General features: G+C 59.8%; 23 protein-coding genes. 10 read left to right on the top strand and 13 right to left on the bottom strand.

The features are described from left to right. Positions 1 to 55: 55 nt before the first annotated feature. The 5 genes from purT to HFK74_RS25450 form a co-directional block, all read right to left on the bottom strand. A complete protein-coding gene (purT, locus tag HFK74_RS25470) occupies positions 56 to 1237 on the bottom strand; it encodes a formate-dependent phosphoribosylglycinamide formyltransferase (RefSeq protein WP_180205882.1) in 1182 nt (393 codons plus the stop codon). 99 nt (positions 1238 to 1336) lie between these two features. Then, complete coding sequence (locus HFK74_RS25465; protein ID WP_008057794.1) at positions 1337 to 1804, bottom strand: VUT family protein; 468 nt, start codon at positions 1802 to 1804, stop codon at positions 1337 to 1339. 142 nt (positions 1805 to 1946) lie between these two features. Next, positions 1947 to 2162, bottom strand: a complete 216-nt coding sequence (locus tag HFK74_RS25460) for a DUF1289 domain-containing protein (RefSeq protein ID WP_180205881.1) — start codon at positions 2160 to 2162, stop codon at positions 1947 to 1949. After that, positions 2159 to 2683 (bottom strand): gamma carbonic anhydrase family protein, encoded by a 525-nt coding sequence (locus HFK74_RS25455; RefSeq protein WP_180205880.1) that lies wholly within the window; start codon positions 2681 to 2683, stop codon positions 2159 to 2161. Before HFK74_RS25455 ends, HFK74_RS25460 begins: the two co-directional genes overlap by 4 nt. A gap of 55 nt (positions 2684 to 2738) precedes the next feature. Beyond that, on the bottom strand, positions 2739 to 3338 hold the full coding sequence (locus HFK74_RS25450; protein ID WP_180205879.1) for a CoA pyrophosphatase: 600 nt from the start codon (positions 3336 to 3338) through the stop codon (positions 2739 to 2741). Positions 3339 to 3485: 147 nt separating this feature from the next. On the opposite strand from HFK74_RS25450, the gene HFK74_RS25445 reads away from it, so the two are divergent. The 8 genes from HFK74_RS25445 (at position 3486) to cmoB (ending at position 11026) form a co-directional block, all read left to right on the top strand. Next, positions 3486 to 4037: an NUDIX hydrolase gene (locus tag HFK74_RS25445; protein WP_180205878.1), complete on the top strand. Its 552-nt coding sequence runs from the start codon at positions 3486 to 3488 to the stop codon at positions 4035 to 4037. Between the two features lie 125 nt (positions 4038 to 4162). After that, complete coding sequence (locus HFK74_RS25440) at positions 4163 to 4666, top strand: murein L,D-transpeptidase family protein (RefSeq protein ID WP_008057785.1); 504 nt, start codon at positions 4163 to 4165, stop codon at positions 4664 to 4666. A 167-nt stretch (positions 4667 to 4833) separates the two neighbouring features. Next, the gene (gene lon / locus HFK74_RS25435; protein ID WP_180205877.1) at positions 4834 to 7251 is read left to right on the top strand and encodes an endopeptidase La; all 2418 of its coding nucleotides are present in this window, start codon (positions 4834 to 4836) and stop codon (positions 7249 to 7251) included. A gap of 179 nt (positions 7252 to 7430) precedes the next feature. Beyond that, on the top strand, positions 7431 to 7889 hold the full coding sequence (locus HFK74_RS25430) for a hypothetical protein (RefSeq protein WP_180205876.1): 459 nt from the start codon (positions 7431 to 7433) through the stop codon (positions 7887 to 7889). A 155-nt stretch (positions 7890 to 8044) separates the two neighbouring features. Further along, the gene (locus HFK74_RS25425; RefSeq protein ID WP_180205875.1) at positions 8045 to 8437 is read left to right on the top strand and encodes a protease inhibitor I42 family protein; all 393 of its coding nucleotides are present in this window, start codon (positions 8045 to 8047) and stop codon (positions 8435 to 8437) included. Positions 8438 to 8439: 2 nt separating this feature from the next. Next, positions 8440 to 9075 (top strand): lysoplasmalogenase, encoded by a 636-nt coding sequence (locus tag HFK74_RS25420; protein ID WP_180205874.1) that lies wholly within the window; start codon positions 8440 to 8442, stop codon positions 9073 to 9075. A 254-nt stretch (positions 9076 to 9329) separates the two neighbouring features. Next, on the top strand, positions 9330 to 10073 hold the full coding sequence (gene cmoA / locus HFK74_RS25415) for a carboxy-S-adenosyl-L-methionine synthase CmoA (protein ID WP_180205873.1): 744 nt from the start codon (positions 9330 to 9332) through the stop codon (positions 10071 to 10073). Next, positions 10070 to 11026: a tRNA 5-methoxyuridine(34)/uridine 5-oxyacetic acid(34) synthase CmoB gene (gene cmoB / locus HFK74_RS25410; RefSeq protein ID WP_180205872.1), complete on the top strand. Its 957-nt coding sequence runs from the start codon at positions 10070 to 10072 to the stop codon at positions 11024 to 11026. The genes cmoA and cmoB overlap by 4 nt, the downstream gene beginning before the upstream one ends. 131 nt (positions 11027 to 11157) lie before the next feature. Here cmoB and tadA read toward each other — a convergent pair whose 3' ends face one another. From tadA to treP, 7 genes are all read right to left on the bottom strand, one after another. Then, positions 11158 to 11655 (bottom strand): tRNA adenosine(34) deaminase TadA, encoded by a 498-nt coding sequence (gene tadA / locus HFK74_RS25405; protein WP_180205871.1) that lies wholly within the window; start codon positions 11653 to 11655, stop codon positions 11158 to 11160. Then, positions 11655 to 13031, bottom strand: coding sequence for a multicopper oxidase family protein (locus HFK74_RS25400; RefSeq protein ID WP_180205870.1), 1377 nt, complete (start codon positions 13029 to 13031; stop codon positions 11655 to 11657). The genes tadA and HFK74_RS25400 overlap by 1 nt, the downstream gene beginning before the upstream one ends. A 124-nt stretch (positions 13032 to 13155) precedes the next feature. Further along, on the bottom strand, positions 13156 to 13446 hold the full coding sequence (locus HFK74_RS25395; protein ID WP_180205869.1) for a PTS transporter subunit EIIB: 291 nt from the start codon (positions 13444 to 13446) through the stop codon (positions 13156 to 13158). Between the two features lie 2 nt (positions 13447 to 13448). Further along, the gene (gene ptsP / locus HFK74_RS25390) at positions 13449 to 15983 is read right to left on the bottom strand and encodes a phosphoenolpyruvate--protein phosphotransferase (protein ID WP_180205868.1); all 2535 of its coding nucleotides are present in this window, start codon (positions 15981 to 15983) and stop codon (positions 13449 to 13451) included. A 62-nt stretch (positions 15984 to 16045) separates the two neighbouring features. Beyond that, positions 16046 to 17269, bottom strand: coding sequence for a carbohydrate porin (locus HFK74_RS25385; RefSeq protein WP_180205867.1), 1224 nt, complete (start codon positions 17267 to 17269; stop codon positions 16046 to 16048). Positions 17270 to 17373: 104 nt separating this feature from the next. Beyond that, positions 17374 to 19023, bottom strand: coding sequence for an alpha,alpha-phosphotrehalase (gene treC / locus HFK74_RS25380; RefSeq protein ID WP_180205866.1), 1650 nt, complete (start codon positions 19021 to 19023; stop codon positions 17374 to 17376). Between the two features lie 132 nt (positions 19024 to 19155). Then, the gene (gene treP, locus HFK74_RS25375) at positions 19156 to 20598 is read right to left on the bottom strand and encodes a PTS system trehalose-specific EIIBC component (RefSeq protein ID WP_180205865.1); all 1443 of its coding nucleotides are present in this window, start codon (positions 20596 to 20598) and stop codon (positions 19156 to 19158) included. Positions 20599 to 20836: 238 nt separating this feature from the next. Between treP and treR the strand changes: the two genes are divergently transcribed. Together treR and HFK74_RS25365 are read left to right on the top strand one after the other, a co-directional pair. Continuing rightward, a complete protein-coding gene (gene treR / locus HFK74_RS25370) occupies positions 20837 to 21541 on the top strand; it encodes a trehalose operon repressor (RefSeq protein WP_180205864.1) in 705 nt (234 codons plus the stop codon). Between the two features lie 100 nt (positions 21542 to 21641). Next, positions 21642 to 24677: a membrane-targeted effector domain-containing toxin gene (locus tag HFK74_RS25365; RefSeq protein ID WP_180205863.1), complete on the top strand. Its 3036-nt coding sequence runs from the start codon at positions 21642 to 21644 to the stop codon at positions 24675 to 24677. Positions 24678 to 24748: 71 nt separating this feature from the next. Here the strand turns inward: HFK74_RS25365 and guaA are convergent, their stop codons facing one another. Then, complete coding sequence (gene guaA / locus HFK74_RS25360; RefSeq protein WP_180205862.1) at positions 24749 to 26326, bottom strand: glutamine-hydrolyzing GMP synthase; 1578 nt, start codon at positions 26324 to 26326, stop codon at positions 24749 to 24751. Positions 26327 to 26393 lie beyond the last annotated feature (67 nt).

The raw sequence follows: 26393 nt of genomic DNA, 5'->3' as shown, positions 1-26393 counted from the left end.
GTGACCAACCAATAACCCTGTGGGAGCCAGCCTGCTGGCGATAGACGCGCCTCGGTTACAGCTCTACAACAACAGCCTGAGAAGCTCGGGTCGCTTTAGCCCGGGCAGCCTCGATCGACTCATCCCGTGCCAACGCCACACCCATGCGACGCTGACCATTCACTTCAGGCTTGCCAAACAGACGCAACGCCGTATCCGGCTCGCTCAACGCCGCGCCCAGGTTGGCAAATGCCGTCTGGGTCGACTGGCCTTCCACCAGGATCACCGCCGAAGCCGATGGGCCGAACTGACGGATCAACGGAATCGGCAAGCCGAGGATCGCCCGTGCATGCAGGGCGAATTGCGACAGGTCCTGGGAAATCAGGGTCACCAGGCCGGTGTCGTGCGGACGCGGCGACACTTCGCTGAACCACACCTGATCACCCTTGATGAACAGCTCGACGCCAAACAGGCCGCGGCCACCCAAGGCCTCGGTCACCGCCTTGGCCACACGTTCCGATTCTGCCAGGGCTACCGAGCTCATGGCCTGGGGCTGCCAGCTTTCCTGGTAATCGCCCTTCTCCTGGCGATGGCCGACTGGCGCGCAGAAGGTCGTGCCGCCAACGTGACGCACGGTCAGCAGGGTAATTTCATAATCGAAATCGATAAAACCTTCGATGATCACCCGGCCTTTACCGGCACGCCCGCCTTCCTGGGCGTAATCCCAGGCCGTCTTCACGTCATCGACGCTGCGCAGCAGGCTCTGGCCCTTGCCCGACGAGCTCATGACCGGCTTGACCACGCACGGAAAACCGAGGTCCTCGACCGCCTTGCTGTAGTCCTCGAAGGTGTCGGCGAAGTGGTACGGCGAGGTCGGCAGGTCCAGCTCTTCGGCGGCCAGGCGACGGATGCCTTCGCGGTTCATGGTCAGCTGTGTGGCCCGCGCGGTGGGGATCACGGTGAAGCCTTCGGATTCCAGTTCCACCAGGGTCGCGGTGGCGATGGCCTCGATTTCCGGCACGATGAAGTGCGGCTGCTCGGCTTCGATGACCGCGCGCAGGGCCGCGCCGTCGAGCATGTTGATCACGTGGCTGCGATGCGCCACCTGCATGGCCGGCGCATTGGCGTAGCGATCCACGGCAATCACTTCAACGCCCAGGCGTTGCAGCTCGATCACCACTTCCTTGCCCAGTTCGCCACAGCCACACATCAATACGCGGGTCGCGGTGGGCGACAATGGAGTTCCGATACGGGTCATCTCAAGTCCTCAAGAAGCGGATCATCGAGGGATGCGGCGCCTGGCGCGCTTCCCATGGGGAGAAAGCGCGGCATTTTACATGAACCGCGGGGTTTGGCTTCAGCTAGCGACCGCCAGCTTGCGCAAGCGCCAGGCCATGATCAGCCAGACAGCCGTGACGCCGGCGAACTTGGAACCCAGGGCGGTGAGAATCACGCCCGGGGTCAGCGCGTCGATCATGCCGAAGAAGATAAACGTATCGAGCGGGATGCTCAGGGCCGAACTTATCCACAGGCGGTCGTGCAACGGGCGCCGGGTGATGCTGAAGACCAGCCAGTCGATGCACTCCGACACGGCGAATGCCGTGGCGCTGGCCAGGGCGATGGAGGGATCGGAGGTGATATAGGACAACACCAGCGCCGCCAGCATCGCCGCGATCGCACCGTGGCCGAAGCGGGTCTGCACCATGTCGCGCAACACGAACACCAGGCCGCCCCAAGCCGACCAGATGATGTCCAGGTCCGGGGCGGTGGAGAAGGCGTAGTTGATCAGCACGACGCTGCTGATATAGGCGATAAGAAAGAGCATGGAAGTTCCTGTCAAATTTCGCACAGGATACTGTAGGAGCGAGCCTGCTCGCGATGGTCGTTAACGATAACGCGGGGAATCTGGTTCCCCGCGGTGTTCTTGAGTCCATCGCGAGCAGGCTCGCTCCTACGATGGCCATACCTCAGTTCTGCGGCTTTGCTCCAATCATCCACACCAACCCACTGGCCTTGGCCCGCTCATGGCACAACCCCAACACCGTGCGGCGCTCGTCGTTGGTCATGCGGCTCCAGCGGGTGATTTCCTCCACCGTTCGCTGACAGCCCGTGCAAATGTCATCGTCGTCCAGTGCGCAGATGTTCACGCAGGGCGATGCCACCGGGCGTTCGGGAGTGCTCATTCTTCCTGCTCAGCCAGATCGCGGGCATAACGCTGTGAGTTAAGCACGTAGTGGGCTGCGCTGGCCTCCAGCATCTTCTTCTGCTGTTCGGTCAGCTCGCGTACCACCTTGCCGGGCGAGCCCATGACCAGCGAACCATCCGGAATTTCCTTGCCTTCTCCGATCAACGAATTGGCGCCGATGATGCAGTTCTTGCCGATTTTCGCGCCATTGAGGATCACCGCGTTGATACCGATCAGGCTGTAGTTACCCACGGTGCAGCCATGCAGCATGGCGTTGTGGCCGATGGTCACGCCAGTACCGATGGTGAGCGGGTAGCCCATGTCGGTATGCATCACGGTGCCGTCCTGGACGTTGCTGTTCTTGCCGATCAGGATCAGCTCGTTGTCGCCCCGCAGCACGGCGTTGAACCAGACGTTGGCGCCCTCTTCCAGCTTGACCTTGCCCACCAGCACGGCATTGGGAGCGACCCAGCTCTGTGGATGGGTCTCGACACGGGCGTCGCCCAGGCGGTATTTCATCTTGTTGTCCTCAAGGCTCAGGCAGCGGCGTGTTCAGGCCATTCGAGTGATGGCTTCAGATATTGATAAAGCTTTTAGGCGGTAAGTGCAGGCTGATTTTCGCGTCATAGAGCAAATTGATCAACTCTACAATCATGATCGCCGTCAGGCCCCAGATCTTGAATTCGCCATAGCGATAACTCGGCACGTACCAACTACGCCCCTCATAATCGATGCGATGGGTATGCTCGCGCGGGTCCTTGCGGAAGAACTCCAGGGGCACACTGAACACGGCGGCGATCTCCGCATCGTTGGCCCGGTATTGGACAAAATCCGGAATCACCCCGACATAAGGAGTGACCTTGATGCCATGCAGGGAGATCAACGGGCTCAGCGGGCCGATCACTTCGACCAGGCCCGGTGGCAGGCCGATCTCTTCTTCGGCTTCGCGCAGGGCGGTAAACACCAGGTCGGGGTCTTCGGGGTCGCGGCGACCACCGGGAAAGGCGACTTCGCCACCATGGGTCGACAGCCCGCTGGCGCGCAAGGTCAATACCAGCTCCGGCTCGTCACTGCGAGTGATCGGTACCAGGACGGCAGCCTCTGGGAAACGTCGGTCGGTCTCCAACGTGCGCGGTGTGTGGTGACTTACCCGATGCAGTAGCTCGTCCAGCATGAGTGTTCTCGATCAGTGCCTTACCCTGCATCATGCACCAATCGCTTCGGTCGCCCAACCCCCCGGACAGTGGCATGTCGCGAAACGACAACTTGCCGACAGCCACCGCCGCACGCCAAGATAGGCGCAGCATTCAGGAACCCAAGCATGAAATTTTGCAGTCAGTGCGGCAACCCGGTGACCCAACGCATTCCCGAGGGCGATTCGCGCCTGCGTTTTGTCTGCGACAGCTGTCACGCCATTCACTACCAGAACCCCAACATCGTCGCCGGTTGCGTGGCGACCTGGGGCACCCAGGTCCTGTTGTGTCGCCGCGCCATCGAGCCGCGCCGTGGCTATTGGACCCTGCCCGCCGGTTTCATGGAAAACGGCGAGACCATCGAGCAGGCGGCCATTCGCGAGACCGCCGAGGAAGCCTGTGCGCGAGTGCGCAACCTGAGCATCTATACGCTGATCGATGTACCGCACATCAGCCAGGTGCATGTGTTCTTCCGCGCCGAGCTGGCGGACCTGGATTTTGCCGCCGGTGTAGAGAGCCTGGAAGTGCAACTATTCGACGAAGCCGACATTCCTTGGGACGAGCTGGCTTTCCGCACGGTGGGCCGTACCTTAGAATGCTTCTTCGCTGACCGGCGGACCGAGGTCTACCCCGTGCGGTCCGAATCGATCCCGCCGCTGGTTCAGCCTGTCATCACTTGATGTCATCTTGGTATCATCGCCAGGCGCGCAAAGATCGTCCGAACTCGGCCCGGACCTTCGGCAGCGCCTGCAAAAACACCTATAAATAGATATATGGTCGCGACACCTCCTGGGGAATCGTTTCAATGCGCTGGTTGCTTGCCCTGTTCTGCTTGTCGTTTGTCACGGTGTCCCAGGCTACTGCCATGGAGCCCCTGGACGGCAAGGTCATCGAGAAAATCCTGGTTCTCAAGTCTGCCCATCAATTGCAATTGATCAATGACGGCAAGCCGGTCAAGACCTATCGCATTTCCCTGGGCAAACGGCCCCTAGGGCCGAAGCTGATGGAAGGCGACAAACGCACGCCAGAAGGTTTCTACTGGATCGACTGGCGCAAGGTCAGCGACAAATTCAACCTGGCGATGCACATTTCCTACCCGAACATCACCGATTCCGCGCGCTCCCGGCGTGAAGGTGTCGATCCCGGCGGCATGATCATGATCCATGGCACCCCGGACACCGAAGAAAACCCCGAGCACCTGTTCCACACCCTGGACTGGACCGACGGTTGCATTGCCATGCGCAACATGGACATGCGCGAAATCTGGAACCTGGTGCCGGACGGCACGATGATCGAGATTCGTCCTTAATAAGACAGATGAGCGTTCCCATGCCGTGGGAACGCTGCCCGGCCTGCAACAGGCCGGTGCCCGGGACCTGTCCCGATCCTGAACGCTCCCCCGAATATCCCCTCCCCCATTGAAACCACCAGAGGCCTGCCCCATCTAAGACCCATACCCCATTGCGCAGGTGCCCCATGAGCGACCAGCAAGCATTCCCCGAAGACCCCAGCGAATACGCCGACCCGGAAAACGCCGAACACCACACCCCAGGCAAGGGGCTTGCCCTGCCCGGCCAGAACCTGCCGGACAAGGTCTACATCATCCCGATTCACAACCGCCCCTTCTTCCCGGCCCAGGTCCTGCCGGTCATCGTCAATGAAGAACCCTGGGCGGAAACCCTCGACCTGGTCGCCAAATCCGAGCATCACTCCCTGGCCCTGTTCTACATGGACACGCCCCAGGAAGACCCGCGCCATTTTGATACCTCGGCCCTGCCGCTGTACGGCACCCTGGTCAAGGTGCACCACGCCAGTCGCGAAAACGGCAAACTGCAATTCGTCGCCCAGGGCCTGACCCGTGTGCGCCTCAAGACCTGGCTCAAGCACCATCGCCCGCCGTACCTGGTGGAAGTCGAATACCCGCACCAGCCCACCGAGCCGACCGACGAGGTCAAGGCCTACGGGATGGCGCTGATCAATGCGATCAAGGAGTTGCTGCCGCTCAATCCGCTGTACAGCGAAGAGCTGAAGAACTACCTCAACCGCTTCAGCCCCAACGATCCATCGCCCTTGACCGACTTCGCCGCCGCACTGACCTCGGCCACCGGCAGCGAACTGCAGGAAGTGCTCGACTGCGTGCCCATGCTCAAGCGCATGGAAAAAGTCCTGCCGATGCTGCGCAAGGAGGTCGAGGTCGCGCGCCTGCAAAAAGAGATTTCCGCCGAAGTTAACCGCAAGATCGGTGAGCATCAGCGCGAATTCTTCCTCAAGGAGCAGCTCAAGGTCATCCAGCAGGAACTCGGGTTGACCAAGGACGACCGCAGCGCCGACATCGAACAATTCGAGCAACGGTTGACCGGCAAGGTGCTGCCGTCGCAGGCGCAGAAGCGCATCGAAGAAGAGATGAACAAGCTGTCGATCCTCGAGACCGGTTCGCCGGAGTACGCGGTCACGCGCAACTACCTCGACTGGGCGACATCGGTGCCGTGGGGCGTGTACGGCGAGGACAAACTCGACCTCAAGCATGCGCGCAAGGTACTGGACAACCACCATGCCGGCCTCGACGACATCAAGGACCGCATCCTCGAATTCCTCGCGGTCGGTGCCTACAAGGGCGAAATCAGCGGATCCATCGTGCTGCTGGTGGGGCCGCCGGGCGTGGGTAAAACCAGCGTCGGCAAATCCATCGCCGAATCCCTTGGCCGACCGTTCTACCGCTTCAGCCTCGGTGGCATGCGTGACGAAGCCGAAATCAAGGGCCACCGCCGTACCTACATTGGGGCGATGCCGGGCAAACTCGTGCAAGCGTTGAAAGACGTCGAAGTGATGAACCCGGTGATCATGCTCGACGAAATCGACAAGATGGGCCAAAGCTACCAGGGCGACCCGGCCTCGGCATTGCTGGAAACCCTCGATCCGGAGCAGAACGTCGAATTCCTCGACCATTACCTGGACCTGCGCCTGGACCTGTCGAAAGTGCTGTTCGTCTGCACCGCCAACACCCTGGATTCGATTCCCGGCCCCTTGCTGGACCGGATGGAAGTGATCCGCCTGTCGGGTTACATCACTGAAGAAAAAGTCGCCATTGCCAAACGTCACCTGTGGCCCAAACAGCTTGAGAAGGCCGGGGTATCGAAAGGTAGCCTGAGCATCAACGACAGTGCGTTGAAGGCGTTGATCGACGGTTACGCCCGTGAAGCCGGGGTCCGCCAGCTGGAGAAAAACCTCGGAAAACTGGTGCGCAAAGCCGTAGTTAAGCTGCTCGACGATCCAGAAGCAGTGATCAAGATAGGTCCAAAAGACCTCGAATCTTCGCTGGGCAAGCCCGTGTTCCGTAATGAGCAAGTACTGTCCGGCACCGGAGTGATCACAGGCCTGGCCTGGACCAGCATGGGCGGTGCAACCCTGCCGATCGAAGCCACGCGCATTCATACCCTCAATCGCGGCTTCAAGCTCACCGGGCAATTGGGTGATGTCATGAAGGAGTCGGCCGAAATTGCCTACAGCTACGTCAGCTCCAACCTGAAGTCGTTTGGCGGTGATCCGAAGTTCTTCGATGAAGCCTTCGTGCACTTGCACGTACCGGAAGGCGCCACCCCGAAAGACGGCCCGAGCGCCGGCGTGACCATGGCCAGCGCCCTGCTGTCCCTGGCCCGTAACCAGCCGCCGAAAAAAGGCGTGGCCATGACCGGCGAACTGACGTTGACTGGGCATGTGCTGCCGATTGGCGGGGTGCGTGAGAAGGTGATTGCGGCGCGGCGGCAGAAAATCTTCGAATTAATCCTGCCGGAACCTAACCGTGGAAGTTTTGAAGAACTACCGGACTACCTGAAGGAAGGGATTACCGTGCACTTTGCCAAGCGTTTTGCGGATGTGGCAAAAGTTTTGTTTTAAGCGGATGTAGCGCAACACCGACATGGCCAGACGTTTTGTCTGGCCATTGTTATTTTCACGCCTGACAACATACATAACTTGTCATCAACCTCATAAAAAACTGTCAATTCGAATAGTACCTTGCCCCATGCGCAGTCCGTACATTCAAGGTTCCAATAATCCTTGAAGAGACAGGTTCCATGGATATCAAGCAACGAAGAAGTCGAGTCGACACCCGCATTAATGTTGAAATGAAATTCCGCCAGTGCTGTCAGAAAAACTGCTTGAATGCCACCATTCAAGACCGCAATGATTTCAACTCCGAAGAGTTCTACACCAGCGTCGGCTCCCGGGAAATCCTGGCTATTTTCAAAGCCGGTGAAAAAAACACCCCTGAAGATCGTGCGTTTGATCTTTATCTGCCTAAAAATATAGAAACCGGCACCTACGAATTAAACGCGCCGGACCCATCGATAGAAATCTTCATGACTGAAAGTTACCCGAAATACACCAGTTACCGGGCATTCAAGGGCGTCATGAACCTGATTGTGGACGCCAACAAACAAGACTACTCCGGCACATTCAATGTCAGCTTCAAGGACAACGAACAGCGTGAGTTTGTATCCGCAGGCAAGTTTGCGTTCTCGCTGCAAGCCTGACCTGCACCAGCGCTATCGCCGGCAGCCAGCTCCTGTAGGAGCCGGCTTGCCGGCGAAGGCGTCGGCACTGACAGCACCGCCTCCGGCGCTGTCACACTTTGTCTCATCTTCAGTTATGCTCGCCGTTCGTCGTAAACGCCGGAGCCACTGAGCCTATGTCCCCCACTCGCCTGTTTGTCCCTCTCGCTCTCACCTTGCTGGCCGCTTGCGCCACGCAACCTGCGCACAACGTGACCGTGGAAAAACAAAGCGAATGCCCGGTAAAACTCACCAGCGGGCAAAACCTGATCCTGACCCTTCCCAGCAATCCGACCACGGGTTACCGCTGGTCGATCCAGGATTCGGCCGGTGGCGTGTTGCGCGCGCTCAGCCCTGAGGTCTACAGCAACCCGGAAGATGCCGGCGTCGTGGGTGCTGCCGGTGTTTCGACCTGGCGCTTCCAGGCGTTCGCCCCTGGCACCGGGCGTTTACGCCTGACCTCGCAACAACCTTGGGCACCGGAAGTGCTGCCAGCGGATGCCTTCGACTGCGCCATTTCGGTGAACTGACCGTGGGCTGGCTGATTCTGGCGCTGATGGGCGCAGTGACGTTTCTCTATGGCCTGAGCGTGCACGCTGCGCTGCTTTGCCTGTTGGTCAAGCCGCTGCCTGTCCTCGCCTTGCTCGGCTGGCTGCACGATGCACCGCCCAGTGACTATCGACGCTGGATCAGCCTTGGATTGATTTTTTCCCTGCTCGGCGACGTGTTGCTGGCATGGCCGGGGGATTTGTTCGTGTTCGGCCTCGGCGCATTCCTCGTCGCACACCTGGCCTATCTGAAAGCTTATTTGAGCGATTGCAGGCGACTGGCCATGTTGCCGCTGATCATAGCCCTGGGTGTTGGCTCGGTGCTGCTGGGGATTCTGATCGCCCACGGATTGGGGCCTTTGCTGATTCCGGTAATTGTCTACGGCCTGGCCATCAGCGCCATGCTCTGGCGATCCTTGGCCCGCCTCGGCACCGACGTGCCCAAGCGTTCGGCGCTGCTCGCTGCAGCGGGTGCCTTGGCGTTTGTGTTCTCGGACAGCGTGATTGGCATCAATCGCTTCGTGGCGCCGTTTGATGCCGCGCCTTATGTGATCATTCTCAGCTATTGGTTGGGGCAATGGGGGATTACAGCGTCGGCGTTTTCCCAAAAACAGCACTAACCCCTGTGGCGAGGGGATTTATCCCCGCTCGCCTGCGAAGCAGGCGCAAATGCTGTGAATACGGTGCACCTGAGATACTGAGATTTCAGGTTTAGGGACCGCTTCGCGGTCCGACGGGGATAAATCCCCTCGCCACAATAGTGTTCTATTCCTCTAACCTGATGAACTCCTCCCGGTTTATCAGACAACCCGCGCATCCCCGCGCCAACTTGGCTAAAATGCCGGCCTTTTCCACCGACACCGCCGGAACCGCCGTGAGCAAAGAATCCGATCGCCTTTTCGCCCAGCCTTTGGCCCAGGTGCCTGACTTCGCCTTCAACGAGGACGTGGTGCGGGTGTTCCCGGACATGATCAAGCGCTCGGTGCCAGGTTATCCGACCATTGTCGAAAACCTCGGCGTGCTCGCCGCGCAGTTCGCCCAGCCGAACACGGTGCTCTACGACCTCGGCTCGTCCCTGGGCGCAGTGACCCAGGCGCTACGTCGACATGTGCGCACCGACGGCTGCCGCGTCATCGCTGTGGATAACTCCGCGGCGATGGTCGAGCGATGCCGTGAGTACCTGAACGGCCAGGACTCGATGTTCCAGGAGCTACTGCCGGTGGAAGTGGTCGAAGGCGACATCCTCGCCCTCGAGTTCAAACCCGCCTCGGTGGTGGCGCTGAACTTCACCCTGCAATTCATTGCTCCCGATCAGCGTAGCGCGTTGCTGTCGCGCATCCACCAGTCCCTGTTGCCCGGTGGTGCACTGATTCTCTCGGAAAAACTGCGCTTTGAAGACCAGCAGGAGCACGCGCTGCTCACCGACCTGCACGTCGCCTTCAAGCGCGCCAACGGCTATAGCGAACTGGAAATCGCCCAGAAGCGCAGCGCCATCGAAAACGTCATGAAGCCCGACAGCCTCGAAGAACACCGTGAGCGCCTGTTGGCCGCCGGGTTCTCGAAAGTCGTGCCGTGGTTCCAGTGTCTTAACTTTGCCTCGTTGATTGCCTTGCCATGATTGATCTGTCTCCCCTCGCCCGCCGCCTGGCTGGCACACCGCTGGCCGATTGGGCCAACACCCTGCAGCATCAACTCGACAAGAAAATGGAAAAGGGTCACGGCGACCTGGAGCGTTGGCAGAGTGCGCTGGACGCTTTGCCAAAGATCCAGCCGAGCGAAGTCGACTTGTTGAACGGTTTGACGCTGGACACCGATTGCGACGATGAAACCCGTGCGCAGATGCGCACGGCATTGATGGGTTTGTCGCCGTGGCGCAAAGGGCCGTTCGATCTGTTCGGCGTGCACGTCGACACCGAATGGCGCTCGGACTGGAAGTGGTCGCGGGTCGCCCCGCACCTGGACCTGAAGGGCAAGCGCATCCTCGATGTCGGCTGTGGCAATGGTTACTACATGTGGCGCATGCTCGGTGCCGGTGCAGACAGCGTGATCGGTGTCGATCCGAACTGGTTGTTCTTCTGCCAGTTCCAGGCGGTGCAACGCTATCTCTCTGAACCCAACGCCTGGCACCTGCCCTTCCCTTTCGAAGACCTGCCGCCGAACCTCGAGGGCTTCGACACGGTGTTTTCCATGGGCGTGTTCTACCACCGTCGCTCACCGATCGAACACTTGCTGGCGCTGAAGGATTGCCTGGTCAAGGGTGGTGAACTGGTGCTCGAAACCCTGGTGGTCGAAGGCGACAAACACCAAGTGCTGGTGCCGGAAGACCGTTATGCGCAGATGCGTAACGTGTGGTTCCTGCCGTCAGTGCCAGCGCTGGAATTGTGGTTGCGTCGTGCCGGTTTTACCGATGTGAAATGTGTGGACGTGAGCGTGACCACGGTTGAAGAGCAGCGCGGCACGGAGTGGATGAAGTATCAGTCGCTGAGCGACTTCCTCGATCCCGAAGACCACAGCAAGACCATTGAAGGGCTGCCGGCGCCGATGCGGGCAGTGATCGTCGCCCGCAAGTAGCGTCACAGTCTCCCAAACAACGATGAACCCTGTGGGAGCGAGCCTGCTCGCGATGAGGGCCTGACAGTCAACGAGATGTTGAATGACAGATTGCTATCGCGAGCAGGCTCGCTCCCACATTGGTTTTGTGTTCAGTCTGAAGGCTTGGCTCTTCGGGCCTTGAAGAACTCGCTGAGCACCGCCCCACACTCATCCGCCAACACCCCGCCCTCATACAACACCCGGTGATTCAAAAAGCCCTGGGTGAAAAACTGTCCCTGGCTCTGCACAATCCCGGCCTTGGGTTCCAGCGCGCCATACACCACCCGCGCAATCCGCGAATGCACGATCAACCCGGCGCACATGCTGCACGGTTCCAGCGTCACATACAGCGTGCTGCCCGGCAGGCGATAGTTGCTCACGGCTTGAGCGGCAGCGCGGATCGCGACCATTTCGGCATGGGCACTCGGATCGCTGCCACTGATCGGGCAATTGAAACCACGGCCGATGATTTCACCGTCCTGCACCAGCACCGCGCCCACCGGCACTTCGCCCAGTGCCGCGCCTTGTGCCGCGAGGGCCAGCGCTTCACGCATGAAGTCACGATCTCGGCTACGGTCGATGATCGCAGCGGGACGAATCTGACGCATCACGCCACCTCGATGGCGGCCATCAGGCCGGTTTCCATGTGATCGATCACATGGCAATGGAACATCCAAACCCCAGGGTTATCCGCCACCAGCGCCACCTGCGCACGCTCGTTCTTGCCCAACAGATAGGTGTCGGTGAAATACGGGATGACCTTGTGCCGGTTCGAAGCGATGACCTTGAAGCTCATGCCGTGCAGGTGAATCGGATGCTGGTATTGAGTCATGTTCTTCAATTCGAAAATATAGCTTTTACCCTTTTCCAGCTTGGCAATCGGGCGGTCGGCGCAGGTTTTATCCGTGATGTCCCAGGCCTTGCCGTTGATCTGCCACAGGCTTGGCGGCTTGCCGTTGTCGACGTTGACTGACACCGAACCGACCCATTCGAAATTGAAGTTGAGTTTCTCGGCGTTGGCCAGGTCCGGTTCGGCCACCGGGTTGGCAGGCAGTGCCGCAGGCCATGCAGTCGGCGCGTCGGTGTTGGCCACGGAGCGAAACGTGCCCAAACGAACAGGTCCGTTGCGCAACGACAACTCTTCACCCGCCGGTGGCGCTTTGATCGCCAGGCAAATACGCATACCCGGGCCGAGCCAGTACTCCTTGCCCAGCGGTCGCGGTTCGATAGGGTTGCCGTCAAGTGCGTAGATCTGCGCTTCGACACCCGGGATATTCAGGCGATAGGTGAGGGTGTTATCGAGATTCAGCAGACGCACGCGGGTGATCTGCCCCGCGGGCAAATCGATGACCGCTTGCGGCACACCGTTGATGGTCGACAGGCGCCCCGCCGTGCCGCCTCGGGCGGCTTCCCGGGGAATGCTGAACTCGACGAAATTGCCCACGTCGTCGACATGCCAGCTCTTGAGGCTCAAGGTCTTTTCGTATTTGAAACCGGTCGGCTCACGCTCTTCGACAATCAGCGGCCCCACCAGTCCACGGCCCAATTCTTCGCTGCTGTTCACATGTGGGTGATACCAGTAGCTGCCGGCATCGGGCACGCGGAATTTGTAATCGAAGTATTCACCGGGCAATACCGGCAACTGCGACACGTACGGCACACCGTCCATCTCCAGCGGCAGGCGGATGCCGTGCCAGTGAATGGTGGTTGCCACCGGCAGATGATTGATGAAGCGCACCCGCAGCCATTCACCCTGGCGCACGCGCAACTCGGTACCCGGCGCCGATGGACCGAACGCCCAGGCTTCGGTCTTTTGCCCCGCCACCAACTCGATGTCCAGCGGCGCCGCAATCAGCTCATAGTCATGGCCCGCATCGGCGTCGGCCATCTTGCCCAGCCAGTAACGCGATGCGCCGCCCGCTCCCACGCCAACGACAACAAGACCGGCCAGGCCACCGAGGATTTGGCGACGGGTAAAGGACATGAACTCAACTACCTCACGTATCAGCGACAGGCCCACGGGCCTGGAAAAGGCGAATACGATACACCTGCGGTTGAGAAACAGTAAGAGTGACCGGGAGACGCACATCATTTGTGGCCAGGGAAGGTTACGGCTGAAGGCCGGTAATCAGGTGCACCACCCCGCCCTCCAGCACCATGACACCTGGCACCCCGGCCAGACTCAAGGCCTGCCGATTCATCTGCGCCACATCGCGCAACTCCACCCGAACCCGGGTCAGCGCCACAGGCTGCTGAGACTTGAGGTTATCTGCGCCACCCAACGCGGCCACCACATTCGCTGCCAGGCCAGGCGTCGATGGTGCAACCTCCTTCGGCTCGTCCACGACCAGATCCGGGGTCAAGGCTTTCCAGAACGCACGCTGCATTTTCTCGAACATGTTCAATTCTCCAGAACCAGCGAAGGAACGACCCTCGCGTCGTGATACAGGCGCAAGGCCGCGCGTACTTGTTCGGCACTTTCCAGGCCCAGGACCTGTTGGGCAATCGTCTGGCAATCCACCAGTTCCACGGTGCGAATCGCCGCCTTGACCGCCGGAATCAGCGGCACGCTCACCGACAGCTCATCCACTCCAAGTCCCAGCAAGAGCGGCGTGGCCAGGGTTTCCGAGGCCATGGCGCCGCACACGCCCACCCATTTGCCGTGGGCATGGGCGGCTTTCACGGTGCTGGCGATCAGGCGCAGCACCGATGGATGAAAACTGTCAGCCTGACTGGCCAGGCGCGGATGATCGCGATCCATGGCCAAGGTGTATTGGGTCAGGTCGTTGGTGCCGATGGAGAAAAAATCGACTTCAGGCGCAAACAGATCCGCCATCAGCGCGGCTGCCGGGACTTCAATCATGATCCCCAGTTTCGGCAGTTCCGTGAGGCCCAGGGCCAGTGCCTCCTCTTCGAGCAGTTGCCGAGCCAAACGCAACTCCGCCAGTTGCGCCACCATCGGCAGCATGATGTGCAGGCGAGCCAGTCCCGCACAGCTGAGGATCGCCTTGAATTGATCACGCAACAGTTGCGGACGGTCCAGGCACAGGCGAATCCCGCGCAAGCCCAGGAAGGGGTTGGTTTCACTGTCCATTGGAACGTAGGCCAAAGGCTTGTCGCCGCCAACGTCCAGGGTGCGCACCACCAGATTGCGCGCCGGCCCCAGGGCCCGGGCGATGGCGCTGTAGGTGGATGCCTGCTCGTCATGGCTCGGCGCATGGTGGCGATCCAGATACAGAAACTCCGAACGCAGCAAACCAACCCCCTCGCCTCCCAGCGCCATCGCCTGCTCGGCTTCAGCCAGCGAAGCGATGTTGGCCGTCACCTCGAAATGATGACCGTCACGGGTACAGGCAGCCCGCGATGCCTGCGCCAATTCATGGTGCTGGCGCTGCTGCTCAAGCTTGCGCCTGACCTGTAGTTGCTCAATGGCGGCCAGATCCGGGTCGAGTTGCAACTCGCCCTTATCGGCATCGAGCAACACCTGGGTGCCGTTGGCCAGCGCCAGCACTTGCACCGGCAACCCGCAGATCGCCGGCAAACCGGAGGCCCGCGCCAGGATCGCGACATGGCTGGTGGCACCACCGCCGACCGTGGCAAAGCCCAACACCTTACGGGTATCGAGCCCGGCGGTCTGCGACGGTGTCAGTTGATCGGCAATCAGGATGGCGCCTTCAGGCAACTCCAGCGTGCGATCCTGCACACCGAGTATCAACTTGAGCACTCTCTGGGTGACGTCGTCCAGGTCTGCCGCTCGCTCGGCCAACAGGGCATTGCCCAGGCTCTTGAACAAGGTTGCCGTCGACTCGGTGGCCGCACGCCAGGCGAAACCGGCGCTTTTGCCTTCGTCGATCAGCACATGCGCCAACTCAAGCAAACCCGGATCTTCGAGCAATTCCTGGTGAGCCTTGAAGATCTCTGCCTGGGCATCGCCCGTGGCGTTGTCACGCATCTGCTGCAAAGCGGCTACGGCCTCACTCAGCGCTGAGCACAGGCGCTCGCGCTCAACTTGCGAACCTTCACCCCATTCACTGACATCAAGGGCCTGCTCGGCGATCTGGACCACCTGGCCATATGCCGAACCCGCCGAGGCACACACACCACGCAACACCTTGGGCGATGAAGTTTCCAGAGGCGCCGGGGCAACGTTCGCCGTCACCGTCACCGCCTCGCCACATCCGGCGGCCAGCAGCTCGACCAGTGTCTTGATCGCCGCCTCTGCGTCCGGGCCGACCGCGCTGACTTGCACAACGTCAGCAAACGCCGTCTGCAACGCCATGATCGCCACCAGGGACTTGGCGTTAGAACGCTCCTGCTGTTTATGCAGAAAAATGCTTGCCGAGAAACCTTTCGCCGCCTGGGCGAACACCGCCGCAGGACGGGCGTGCAAGCCGTTCAGGTTAGGCAACGTCACTGGATTGGAGTACAGCGCCCCGACCTCTTGCAACACCGCCTCATCCTTTGCCTGCCCGACAGGGTTCAAGCCCAGCAACGGCTGACCACTGTCTACCCACCCCGTTTGCGCCCCCAGCCAGGTGAACGGCTCACCGCTGACCACCAGCATCAAGGTCAGCAGGCTGCGTGCATTCAAGGCAACAAAATCGGCGTCGAACTCGATCAGCGCCTGCCCGACCTCAACCTGCTGCCCCTCCGCCACCAACTGCGTGAACCCCTTGCCTGCAAGGTTCACCGTATCGAGCCCGATGTGCATCAACACCTGCACGCCATTTTCATCGGTGATGCTGACTGCATGCCCACTGGCCTGCACATTGCTGACCACCCCGCGAAGCGGCGCGCACAAGGTTGTTGACGCCGGATCGATGCACAGCCCGTCGCCAATGACCCGGCTGGAAAACACCGGATCGGGCACCAGGTCCAGCGGCATCAATACGCCGGACAGGGGCGCGTGGAGTTGCAATTGTTGGGGTATGGCCATGACGTCACCTGCTCTTTTGTGCTTTGAAGTGCCGATGGAGCGCGAGGCTCCGACAGCATCGCTTATTTCCACCAGTACTCGACCTGCAATCCGACGTTCGAACCGTGTCGCGCCCTGCCAAAGGCACCGGTGTCGGACAACGCTGAACCTGCTGCCAGCTCATTGGCCGCACGCTTGGCCGCCTCGTTCCAGCTGGCATAGGTGTAATACAGGCGCACTTCGGGGCGCGCCCAGAATGCCGGGCCCTTGGGCGACCAGGTCGGGGCGAAGGTGAACTTGCTCAGCTTGCGCGTGCCACCCGTGGCTTCGACCTGATCGAGCCCCAGTTCGGTCACCAGCTTGAACTGCTCGCTAATCGCGTAGGCAGGCCGAACACCCAGGGAAATCCAGTCCTGGCCTGCGCCGTCGGGGCGAATATCCTTCTGATAGACAGCCTCGACCTGCCCGCCAAACCGCGGCGTCACCTGCCAGTCGAAGAACTCCACCACCCGGTAGCTTTTGTTGCTGTCATCGAACTTCACGTTACCGGTATAACCCAACCCGGTGCCCGGCCCTTCGCCATACTGAAACGCGAGTTTGTTCTTGCCACCCAGAAAGCCCTTCTGCACATGCTGGGTGGTGATCGCCCAGCCACGATGGGCGTCGCGGCTGTCGGGCTTGTCGATGTAGCTCAAGCCAACTTCCAGCTCACCGCCGGGGTTGGTGTTGAAACCGGCCACGTTGAAATCGTGACGATTGATGTAGTCCTTCTGGTACAGGTTGTCCTTGCGCGAAAAGGCGTAGCTGTATTTCAGGTCACCGATCAGCACGTCCTCGATGCCGCCCCCGGTGGCGCTCTGGTTCCAGTAGTAAAAGTCGGAAATGTGAATGTCATTGCGTTTGTAATAGCGCCGACCCGCCCACAGCGAACCGCCGTTGAGACCAGGCATGTTCGACCATTGCGCATACAACTGTGGCAGGCGTACCGAACCGTTGTCACCCTGGAACGTCGGGCTTTGATCGTACTGGTTATACAGCGAAGCCATGCCGTCGACGCTGAGCACCGACCCATCGTCCAGGTTGAACAGATCCTGACGCAACTCCAGCTCCCCATACTGCTCGCACTCGTTGCCCAACCGATACTTCGTCTGCGCCCCCGGCAATTGGAAACACGACTGGGAACTGCTGTTGACCGAAGTTCCGACGCCGCTGCGCAAGTAGCCCCCAAACTCCAGAGCCTGTGCCGAGAGTGGCAATGCCAGGCACAGGCCAGCCGCTGCAATGCTGCGATTTATTGTTGTTTTCAAGAAACACCCCATTATTTTTATTGTGTGCAGCAGCAAAATCGGCGCGCAAAAGTCCCCCGCGCAGCGTTCTGCGTGTTTTTGAAACGGTGCTTTCTGGTGAGGGGTTAGTGGTCGTTCAAGTGCAGGACAAACGACTCATAGGGTCGTAAAAACACTTGCCGATTTCGCGGCGGACAGTCCGCATAGTTGCTGATGACCAGGCGCTGACTCATGAATTCAGCAATCACTGCATCCGGCAATTCAACTTCGCAAGGCGTCCCGTAGAAGTTGTTAATTACCAACAGACGCTCGCCGCTTCCTTCCCGAACATAGGCCCAGACTTGCGCGTGCCCAGGCAACAACTGACGGTAAACACCGTCGGATATCAGCACTTCGGTACGCCGCAAATTGATCAACTGGCGGTAGTGGTGCAGCACTGAATCCGGGTCGTCGAGTTGAGCGGCGACATTGATCTGCGACGCGTTCGCCGGTACGCCGATCCAGGGTTGCGCCGTGCTGAAACCGGCGTTTGGTCCGGTGCTCCAATGCATCGGTGTTCGGCTGTTGTCGCGGGACTTCTGCATGATCGCCGCCATGTTGTCGGCATCGCTCATACCCCCCTCGCGCTTGAGCCGGAAGATGTTCAGGGTTTCGACATCACGGTACTGGTCGATGTGATCGAAGCCCGGATTGGTCATGCCCAGTTCTTCGCCCTGATATACAAATGGCGTGCCCTGGAGAAAATGCAGCGCGGTGCCGAGCATCTTCGCCGACACCACGCGATGTTCTCCGTCATGACCAAACCGTGAGACCACCCGCGGTTGGTCATGATTACACCAGAACAGCGCATTCCAACCGCCACCGGCCTGCATACCGGTTTGCCAGTCGGAGAGGATGCGCTTGAGTTCGATAAAATCGAAATCGGCGCGAACCCACTTTTGCAAGTTTGGGTAATCAACCTTCAAGTGGTGGAAATTGAAGGTCATCGACAGTTCTTTCGAGTCCGGCCGCGAATAGCGAATACAGTGGTCGAGACTCGTAGACGACATCTCGCCGACGTTGATCAGGTCATGCCCTTCGAACACTTCGCGGTGCAGTTGCTGCAAGTATTGGTGAACATTCGGGCCGTCGGTATAGAAGCGTCGGCCGTCGGTGTTGTCCTCGGGAAAGTCCGCCGGTTTCGAGATCAGGTTGATCACGTCCAGACGGAACCCCCCGACACCTTTATCCCGCCAGAACTCCATCATCTTGAACACTTCGGCGCGCACCTTCGGGTTGTCCCAGTTCAGGTCGGCCTGGGTGTGATCGAACAGGTGCAGGTAATACTGGCCGGTCTGCGCTTCGTACTCCCATGCCGAACCACCAAACTTGGACTCCCAGTTATTGGGCTGATCGCGCCAGATATAGAAGTCGCGATACGGATTGTCGAGACTGCTGCGCGCCTGCTGGAACCAGGTGTGCTCGATCGAGGTGTGGTTGACCACGATATCGAGCATCAACTTGATCCCGCGCTTGCCGGCCTCTGCAATCAGCAACTCGCAGTCGGCCATGGTGCCGTAGCTGGGATCGATGGCGTAGTAATCGCTGATGTCGTAACCGTTGTCGCGCTGGGGCGAACGCAGGAACGGCGTGAGCCACAGGCAATCGACACCCAGCCAGTGCAGGTAGTCGAGCTTGGCCACGACACCGAGCAAATCACCCGTGGGGTTGCCCGCGTGGCTGTGAAAACTCTTCGGGTAGATCTGGTAGATAACCGAACGTTGCCAGTCTTGCATGGCGGATTCCTTCAGTAAGTTTTGTACCGGCCTTTCGGGCCCCTTCGCGGGCAAGCCTCGCTCCTACAGGGGCGCGTTTCCGTTGTAGGAGCGAGCGGTGCGACGATTCGACTTGCCCGCGAATGCGATCTATCAGGCGACCCGATACCCGGGCCGGACAATCTTCATGCTCAACCCACAGGTCAGGACAAACGGCACGACCAGGGCGATGATCATCCCGATCACGAACATCGGGATGAACTGCGGAATGATCGAGATGAATCCCGGCAAGCCGCCGACACCGATGGCCGAGGCCTGGACCTTGTTCAGCGACAGGAAGATGCTCGCCAATGCCGAGCCAATCAGTGCGGCGTAAAACGGAAACTTGTAGCGCAGGTTGACCCCGAACATCGCCGGCTCAGTGATGCCGAAAAAGGCCGAAATCGCTGAGGTCGACGCCATGGATTTATCCCGCACGCTACGGGTCATGTAGAACACCGCGAGCGCCGCGCTGCCTTGGGCGAGGTTGGACATGACGATCATGGGCCAGATAAAGGTGCCGCCCTGGGTCGAGATCAGCTGCAAATCGACCGCAAGAAACATGTGGTGCATGCCGGTGATTACCAGGGGGGCGTACAGCAGGCCGAAGATCGCACCGCCGACCATCGGCGCCAGATCGAACAGGGTGACCACCCCTTCGGTAATGAGAATCCCCAGGTGCCGGGTCACCGGGCCAATGACCGCCAGCGCCAGCACGCCGGTCACCACGATGGTGGTGATCGGCACCACCAGCAATTGCACCGCATTAGGCACTCGCGCCCGCAGCCATTTTTCGATAACGCTCATCACGTAGGCCGCCAGCAGGATGGGCAGGATCTGCCCCTGATAACCGACCTTTTCGATCTGGAACACACCGAGGATGTCGAAGTACGGCAAGCGTTGGCCCTCGAGACCGGCGACCGCCTTGCCGTAATTCCAGGCGTTGAGCAGATCGGGGTGAACCAGCATCAGGCCCAGCACGATGCCGAGGATTTCGCTGCCGCCAAATCGCTTGGCGGCTGACCAGCCCACCAGCGCAGGCAGGAACACGAACGAGGTGTTGGCCATCAGGTTGATCAGGCTCCAGAGCCCGTCAAGCTTCGGGTAGGCGTCCAGCAGGGTTTGGCCCTCGATGAACATGCCCTTGGCGCCGATCAGGTTGTTGATGCCCATCAGCAGGCCGGCAATGATCAACGCTGGCAAGATGGGCATGAACACGTCGGAAAACACCCGCACCAGGCGCTGCATGGCGTTTATCTTTTCGGCACTTTTCTGTTTGACGTCGGCGATTGTCGACGCGGCCAGACCGGTTTGATGGCGCAATTCTGCGTAGACCTTCTCCACCTCACCAGGGCCGATCACCACCTGGAACAGGCCGCCGGTAAAGAATGAGCCTTTGACCAGGTCGATCTGGTTCAGCGTGGCGCTGTTGACCAGGCGTGGATCCTTGAGGGCGAGGCGCAGACGCGTGACGCAATGCGCGGCCTGCTCAAGGTTGTCGCTGCCACCGAGGCTTTGCAGCAGCTCGCTGACGATGTTCGGATAGTCGTGGCTCATGCTTGTTCTTCCGCTGTGGTTTTTTGTTATTGGCAGCACGCCGAAGCGAAAAGTACTCGTCTGTACGAGTTAAATCAACAACTCGTACAGACGAGTTTGAATTTGTTTATCTGTAACCCGACAGGCGGCGATTTTTCCTACCCGCACAGACGATGAAATCCTAAACCCACATGGACAAACCCCTACCCTGCCCTTAAGGTTCGAAACCTCGAGTACTTTGCGGCACAGAGCCATCCCCATGAGTAAATACAACCAGATCTACAGCGATCTGCTTGCCAGCATCACCACCGAACGTCTGGAGCGCGGCGCCCGGTTGCCCTCCGAAACCGAACTGATGGACAGCTACCAGGCCAGTCGCGGCACCGTGCGCAAGGCCATCGAGCAACTGCAGGAGCGCGGTTTCGCCCAGAAAGTCCACGGAAAAGGCACCTTTGTGTTGTCGACCAACCCGATCGAATTCCAGTTGGGTGGCATCGTCAGCTTCCAGGAGACCTATCCGCGACTGGGCAACGACGTCAGCACCGAGGTGGTCGAGTTCAGCCAGATCCCTCTCGAAGGTGCGCTGCTGGAACACATCAAGGCGCAAGAAGGTAGCCTGATCACGAGGATCAAGCGCGTACGGCGGATCGACGGAAAACGCGTGATCCTCGACATCAACCATTTCGTCAGCGACGTGATTCCCGGACTCTCACGGGACATCGCCGAACACTCGATCTACGCCTTCATCGAACAGACCCTGCAACTGCAAATCGCCTACGCCCAGCGCACCATTGAAGCCGTGCCCCGCAGCAAGGACGACCAGCAACACCTGGACCTCGACGGCCAGAGCCATGTAATCGTGGTCAGCAACCAGACGTTTCTGCAGGACGGCCGGCAGTTCGAGTACACGGAATCACGGCATACCCTCGACAAGTTCTACTTTTCGGACGTGGCGCGACGCTGACCCGGCAGAGGGTTGAACCGCGTGCAGGCATAACTATGTAGTGCACGCTCCTTGAGCAACTGGGCAATCCTCGCAGGCCCACCTCTCAAGGAACGAGATCATGCCTAGCGATCAAACCATCCCAGCCGCAACCCATGCCGCCGACCGGGAACAGCTCAAACTCATTGCGCCCGTCGTCGTGACCGCCTGCCCCGGCCTGCTGGAAGAAGCCCATGCCGTCGCCAGTGAAATCCTGAAAAAACACGGCATCACCGGCTACGATCCGGACCAGGTCTGGTGGCATCGTTTCGACAATGTCTCGGCCAGCAGCACCAAGGCCTTTCTGGGGTGGGAACACGCACCCAAACCCAGTGAGTCGTTCACACTGACGCAATTGGTCATACATCGGTTTCGCGTGACCGACCAGGACGATGCCCTCGAACTGAACAGCAATGGCGGGTTCTACACCGCAGATGCCAACGCCAGTCTCTACAACGAAACCAATGAAGTGCGGATGTACCCCAGCAAGGTGCTCGCCGACCTTTGGGAGCTGAACCTCAGTGACCGCTACCTGACCCGATTCAATGTCTTCTGGACCAAGCATTTCGATGACTATCGGACCCTGGCCAAGTGTAACTACTTCAGTAAAGCCATAGAGGCGCGCGAGAGCGGGCAACTGGGGGAAGAGGACTTCCAGACCGTCGTCAGGGCCGCCGTTGGCGACACGACCTGGCCTGTCACCCTGGCGACCCTAAGGGCGCAAAACACCGTGCCTGCGGATCTGAAAGTCTGTGCGCTGGATGTCGCAGGCCATGTCGCCACCGACATCCTGCGCATCGTCGACCGCAACGGTCGGCAGATCACCTACGTACCTGGCGCAGCCACACCTTTCCACGTGCACCCGACGCCCACCGACATACACTGGTGGATGCTGTTGCAGATGAACGAAGAGCAACCCCGAACCGAATTCATGACCCATTTCCCACTGTCGGTTCGCAAGGAGGTCCACGACAACATCACCCCACTGATGAACCAGTTGGTCGGCACCTGGGGCAAATACGATCATCACCTGATCAATCAGAAAAACATCACCGTCAGCGGCGACGTGTTCACCTGGCAGAGCCGGGCCGTGCAGGGTGCGATGCTGGAGGAAGCCAATCTGACCCTGGTGACCAATGGGCAAATGCGCGAACACCTGTGGCTGGGTTACCTGACTGTCGGCTTGAAGGTCTTCGGCCCACTGGCGGTGCTCGGCTGGCCCATCGCCTTGCCCGTGATCGGGGCCAGCATTGCGGCGATGGGTTTGAACATCGACAAGGCGGTGAATGGCAAAACTGCGGCTGATCGCAAGGCTGGCGTGATTGGCGCGGTGCTCGATGGCATCAATGTGCTGTTCAATATCCCGCTGCTCAGGGACGCGAGTGTGTTGGACGAAGCCGGGGCTGCGGCTGAGACTGAAGCTGCGGAGCTGGACAAGTCGATCGATCCGGAGCAGGAAACCGTAGAACCCCACGAGCCCGGCGAATCAGAAGAAGGTCCACTTGAACCCAGTGTATTGCCAATCCTGCCCGACGAAACCGGGGAGGCTATTGAAGTGCCAGAGCACTGGCAGAGCAATGAAATCCTCGAAAGCTACCCCATGGCCACCAGCGGGAAATACCAAAGTATCTACACCCTGGACTCAAACCCTGCCAACGCCATCCTGATCAACGAACGGGCTTACTACGTACGTTACGAAGCTGACGTCAACGGCGGCGGTAGCTGGGCCATCATCGACCCGCAAAATCCTGATGCCTTCACGGGCTCAATTCCGGTACGCCTGAATGCCGAAGGTGAATGGGAGCTGGCACCGAAACTACGCTTGACCGGCGGCGGCAAAGGCCTCAGCAAGCCTGTTCCCGGCCCCTCCCGGCCCACGGTTCCAGTGCCGCCCAAAGTGAAAGATCTGACGCACTTGACCCGATACGATGCCCCCAACGGCCGCTCACTGAACTTCCTGGCGATGGGAGAACCGGAAACTCATATAAAAGTCGTCGCTATGTACGATGGGTCCATTAGAGGGCTTTCCCCCTACGAAGAGTTCGTCGCCGGACGCCGCACGGCACTGGTCAGGGATGCAATCGAATTCCAGAAGCCCCAGGACTTTTTCGCCTCGCTGCCTCCCCGGCCGGTCCAGCCCGCGATCACGCCATCCACAACCGTTACCGAACTCATCGAGAAGATATTCGAAGCAGCGCCGGGGCTGGTGGTCGGCGAAAGTCAGGATCGCATTGCCAGCATGCGGTTCCTGATTGAAAACATGCCGACGTTTGCCCGGCAAGGCGTCAAGACGCTCTACATGCATCGCCTGCTCAACGACTTCAGTCAAGTCGAGCTGAACAGCTTCGCCGAGACCGGGATGATGCGCGGCATGCTGAAGATGTACCTGCAAAAGCTGCCAGGCGATCCTGCGGGACAGTTCACGCCGCTGGAGGTCGTCAAAACGGCCCAACGCAACGGTATTCGAGTCCAGGCCACTGACTGCCTGGCAAGTTATCGCTATACGGACACGACCACGGGCCTCAGATCACGGCAATCCATCAAGACCTACCTCACCCACACCATCATGCAAGCCACTCAAGCCCGCAACGGTGGCGGAAAATGGCTGGTACTCACCGAGCAGGAAAACACCAACACGTTCAGGGGAATGGCCGGCATCAGCGAAACGGAAGGTGGTATCGGTTTGCGCATAGAAGAAGTGCAACCCGATCAACCTCTGGACCTGGACATCGACCAGGGTATCGAAGTAGGCCATGAGATTGCGGGGGGACTTGGCCCGATGCGCGGTAATACCGACACCCTGTATGCCGACATCAGCCTGCAGACGCCAACGCCGTTCATTCAACGAACGCCCGAACAGATCGATCAGCTGCTGATGCGCCAAGGCATGTTCACCATTGAACGGTCGCAGGATGCCTTCTCGCTGATTCATCGCAGCCGCGCTGGCCAGATTGTGCGAACGACAATCGGGCGAACGATGGACAACGGCTTTCGGATCAACCGCCCTGCCTGGGCCGGCGTGCATCAGATCACCTTCGCAAACCTGATCAGCCTTGCCCACGCACTCAACCGCATGGGCCTCACGTTGGAAGGGCGGCTGCCCTCTGTAGCAGCCTGATACGCAAAAGGCCCCGTGAATTCACATTCACGGGGCCTTTGCGGTGTTACAGGCGATCAATCAGACCGGGATCACTCCCACTCGATCGTCGCTGGCGGCTTGCTCGACACGTCGTAGGTGACGCGGGAGATGCCTTCGATTTCATTGATGATGCGGCCGCTGACGGTTTCCAGCAGTTCGTAAGGCAGGTGTGCCCAACGCGCGGTCATGAAGTCGATGGTTTCCACGGCACGCAGGGCCACGACCCAGGCGTAACGACGGCCATCACCCACCACGCCAACCGATTTCACCGGCTGGAACACCACGAATGCCTGGCTGACCTTGTGGTACCAGTCGGCCTTGCGCAGCTCTTCGATGAAGATGTGGTCGGCACGACGCAGCAGGTCGGCGTATTCCTTCTTCACTTCACCGAGGATACGCACACCCAGGCCCGGGCCCGGGAACGGGTGACGGTAGACCATGTCGTACGGCAGGCCGAGTTCCAGGCCCAGACGACGGACTTCGTCCTTGAACAGCTCACGCAGTGGCTCGACCAGCTTGAGGTTCATTTCTTCCGGCAGGCCGCCCACGTTGTGGTGCGACTTGATCACGTGGGCCTTGCCGCTTTTCGCGCCAGCCGACTCGATCACGTCCGGGTAGATGGTGCCCTGGGCCAGGTACTTGATGTTTTCCAGTTTGTTGGACTGGGCATCGAACACGTCGATAAAGGTACGGCCGATGATCTTGCGCTTCTTCTCAGGGTCCGACTCGCCGGCCAGGTTGTCGAGGAACTGGTCCTCGGCGTTGGCGCGGATCACCTTGACGCCCATGTTCTCGGCGAACATGGCCATCACTTGCTCGCCTTCGTGCAGACGCAGCAGGCCGTTGTCGACGAAGACGCAGGTCAGTTGGTCGCCGATGGCCTTGTGCAGCAGCGCAGCAACTACCGAGGAGTCAACGCCGCCAGACAGGCCGAGCAGTACGTTGTCGGTGCCGACCTGGGCGCGAACCTGGGCGATGGCGTCTTCAGCGATCTTCGACGGGGTCCACAGCGCTTCGCACTCGCAGATCTCGAGGATGAAGCGCGACAGGATGCGACCGCCCTGCTTGGTGTGGGTCACTTCCGGGTGGAACTGCACGCCGTAGTAACGACGCTCGTCGCTGAACATGCCAGCGATCGGGCAGCTTGGAGTGCTGGCCAGGATGTGGAAGTCTTCCGGCATGCGGGTGACCTTGTCACCGTGGCTCATCCACACGTCGAGGCCGAACAGGCCGTCGGCGTCGATGTGGTCTTCGATGCCGTCGAGCAGGCGGCTCTTGCCGACCACGTCGACACGGGCGTAACCGAACTCACGCAGCTCGGAACCTTCAACCTTGCCGCCCAGTTGCTCGGCCATGGTCTGCATGCCGTAGCAGATACCGAAAACCGGCACGCCCAGGTCCCACACCGCTTGCGGTGCGCGAGGGCTGTCGGCGACGTGTACGGACTCGGGGCCGCCGGCGAGGATGATCCCTTTTGGCGCGAATTCGCGAATCGCTTCGTCATCCATGTCGAACGGGTGCAGTTCGCAGTACACGCCGATTTCACGCACGCGGCGGGCGATCAGCTGGGTGTACTGGGAACCGAAGTCGAGGATCAGGATGCGGTGGGCGTGAATATCGAGGGCCATGATTCAGTCTCGTCTAAGTCATTCAGAAACAGTCGTGATTCAGAAACAACTCGGGGCTGAATAATAC

It is taken from the genome of Pseudomonas sp. SbOxS1 (assembly GCF_013416725.1).
In the GTDB taxonomy this organism is placed as follows: domain Bacteria; phylum Pseudomonadota; class Gammaproteobacteria; order Pseudomonadales; family Pseudomonadaceae; genus Aquipseudomonas.
This window is presented reverse-complemented; position numbering and strand designations above follow the sequence as displayed.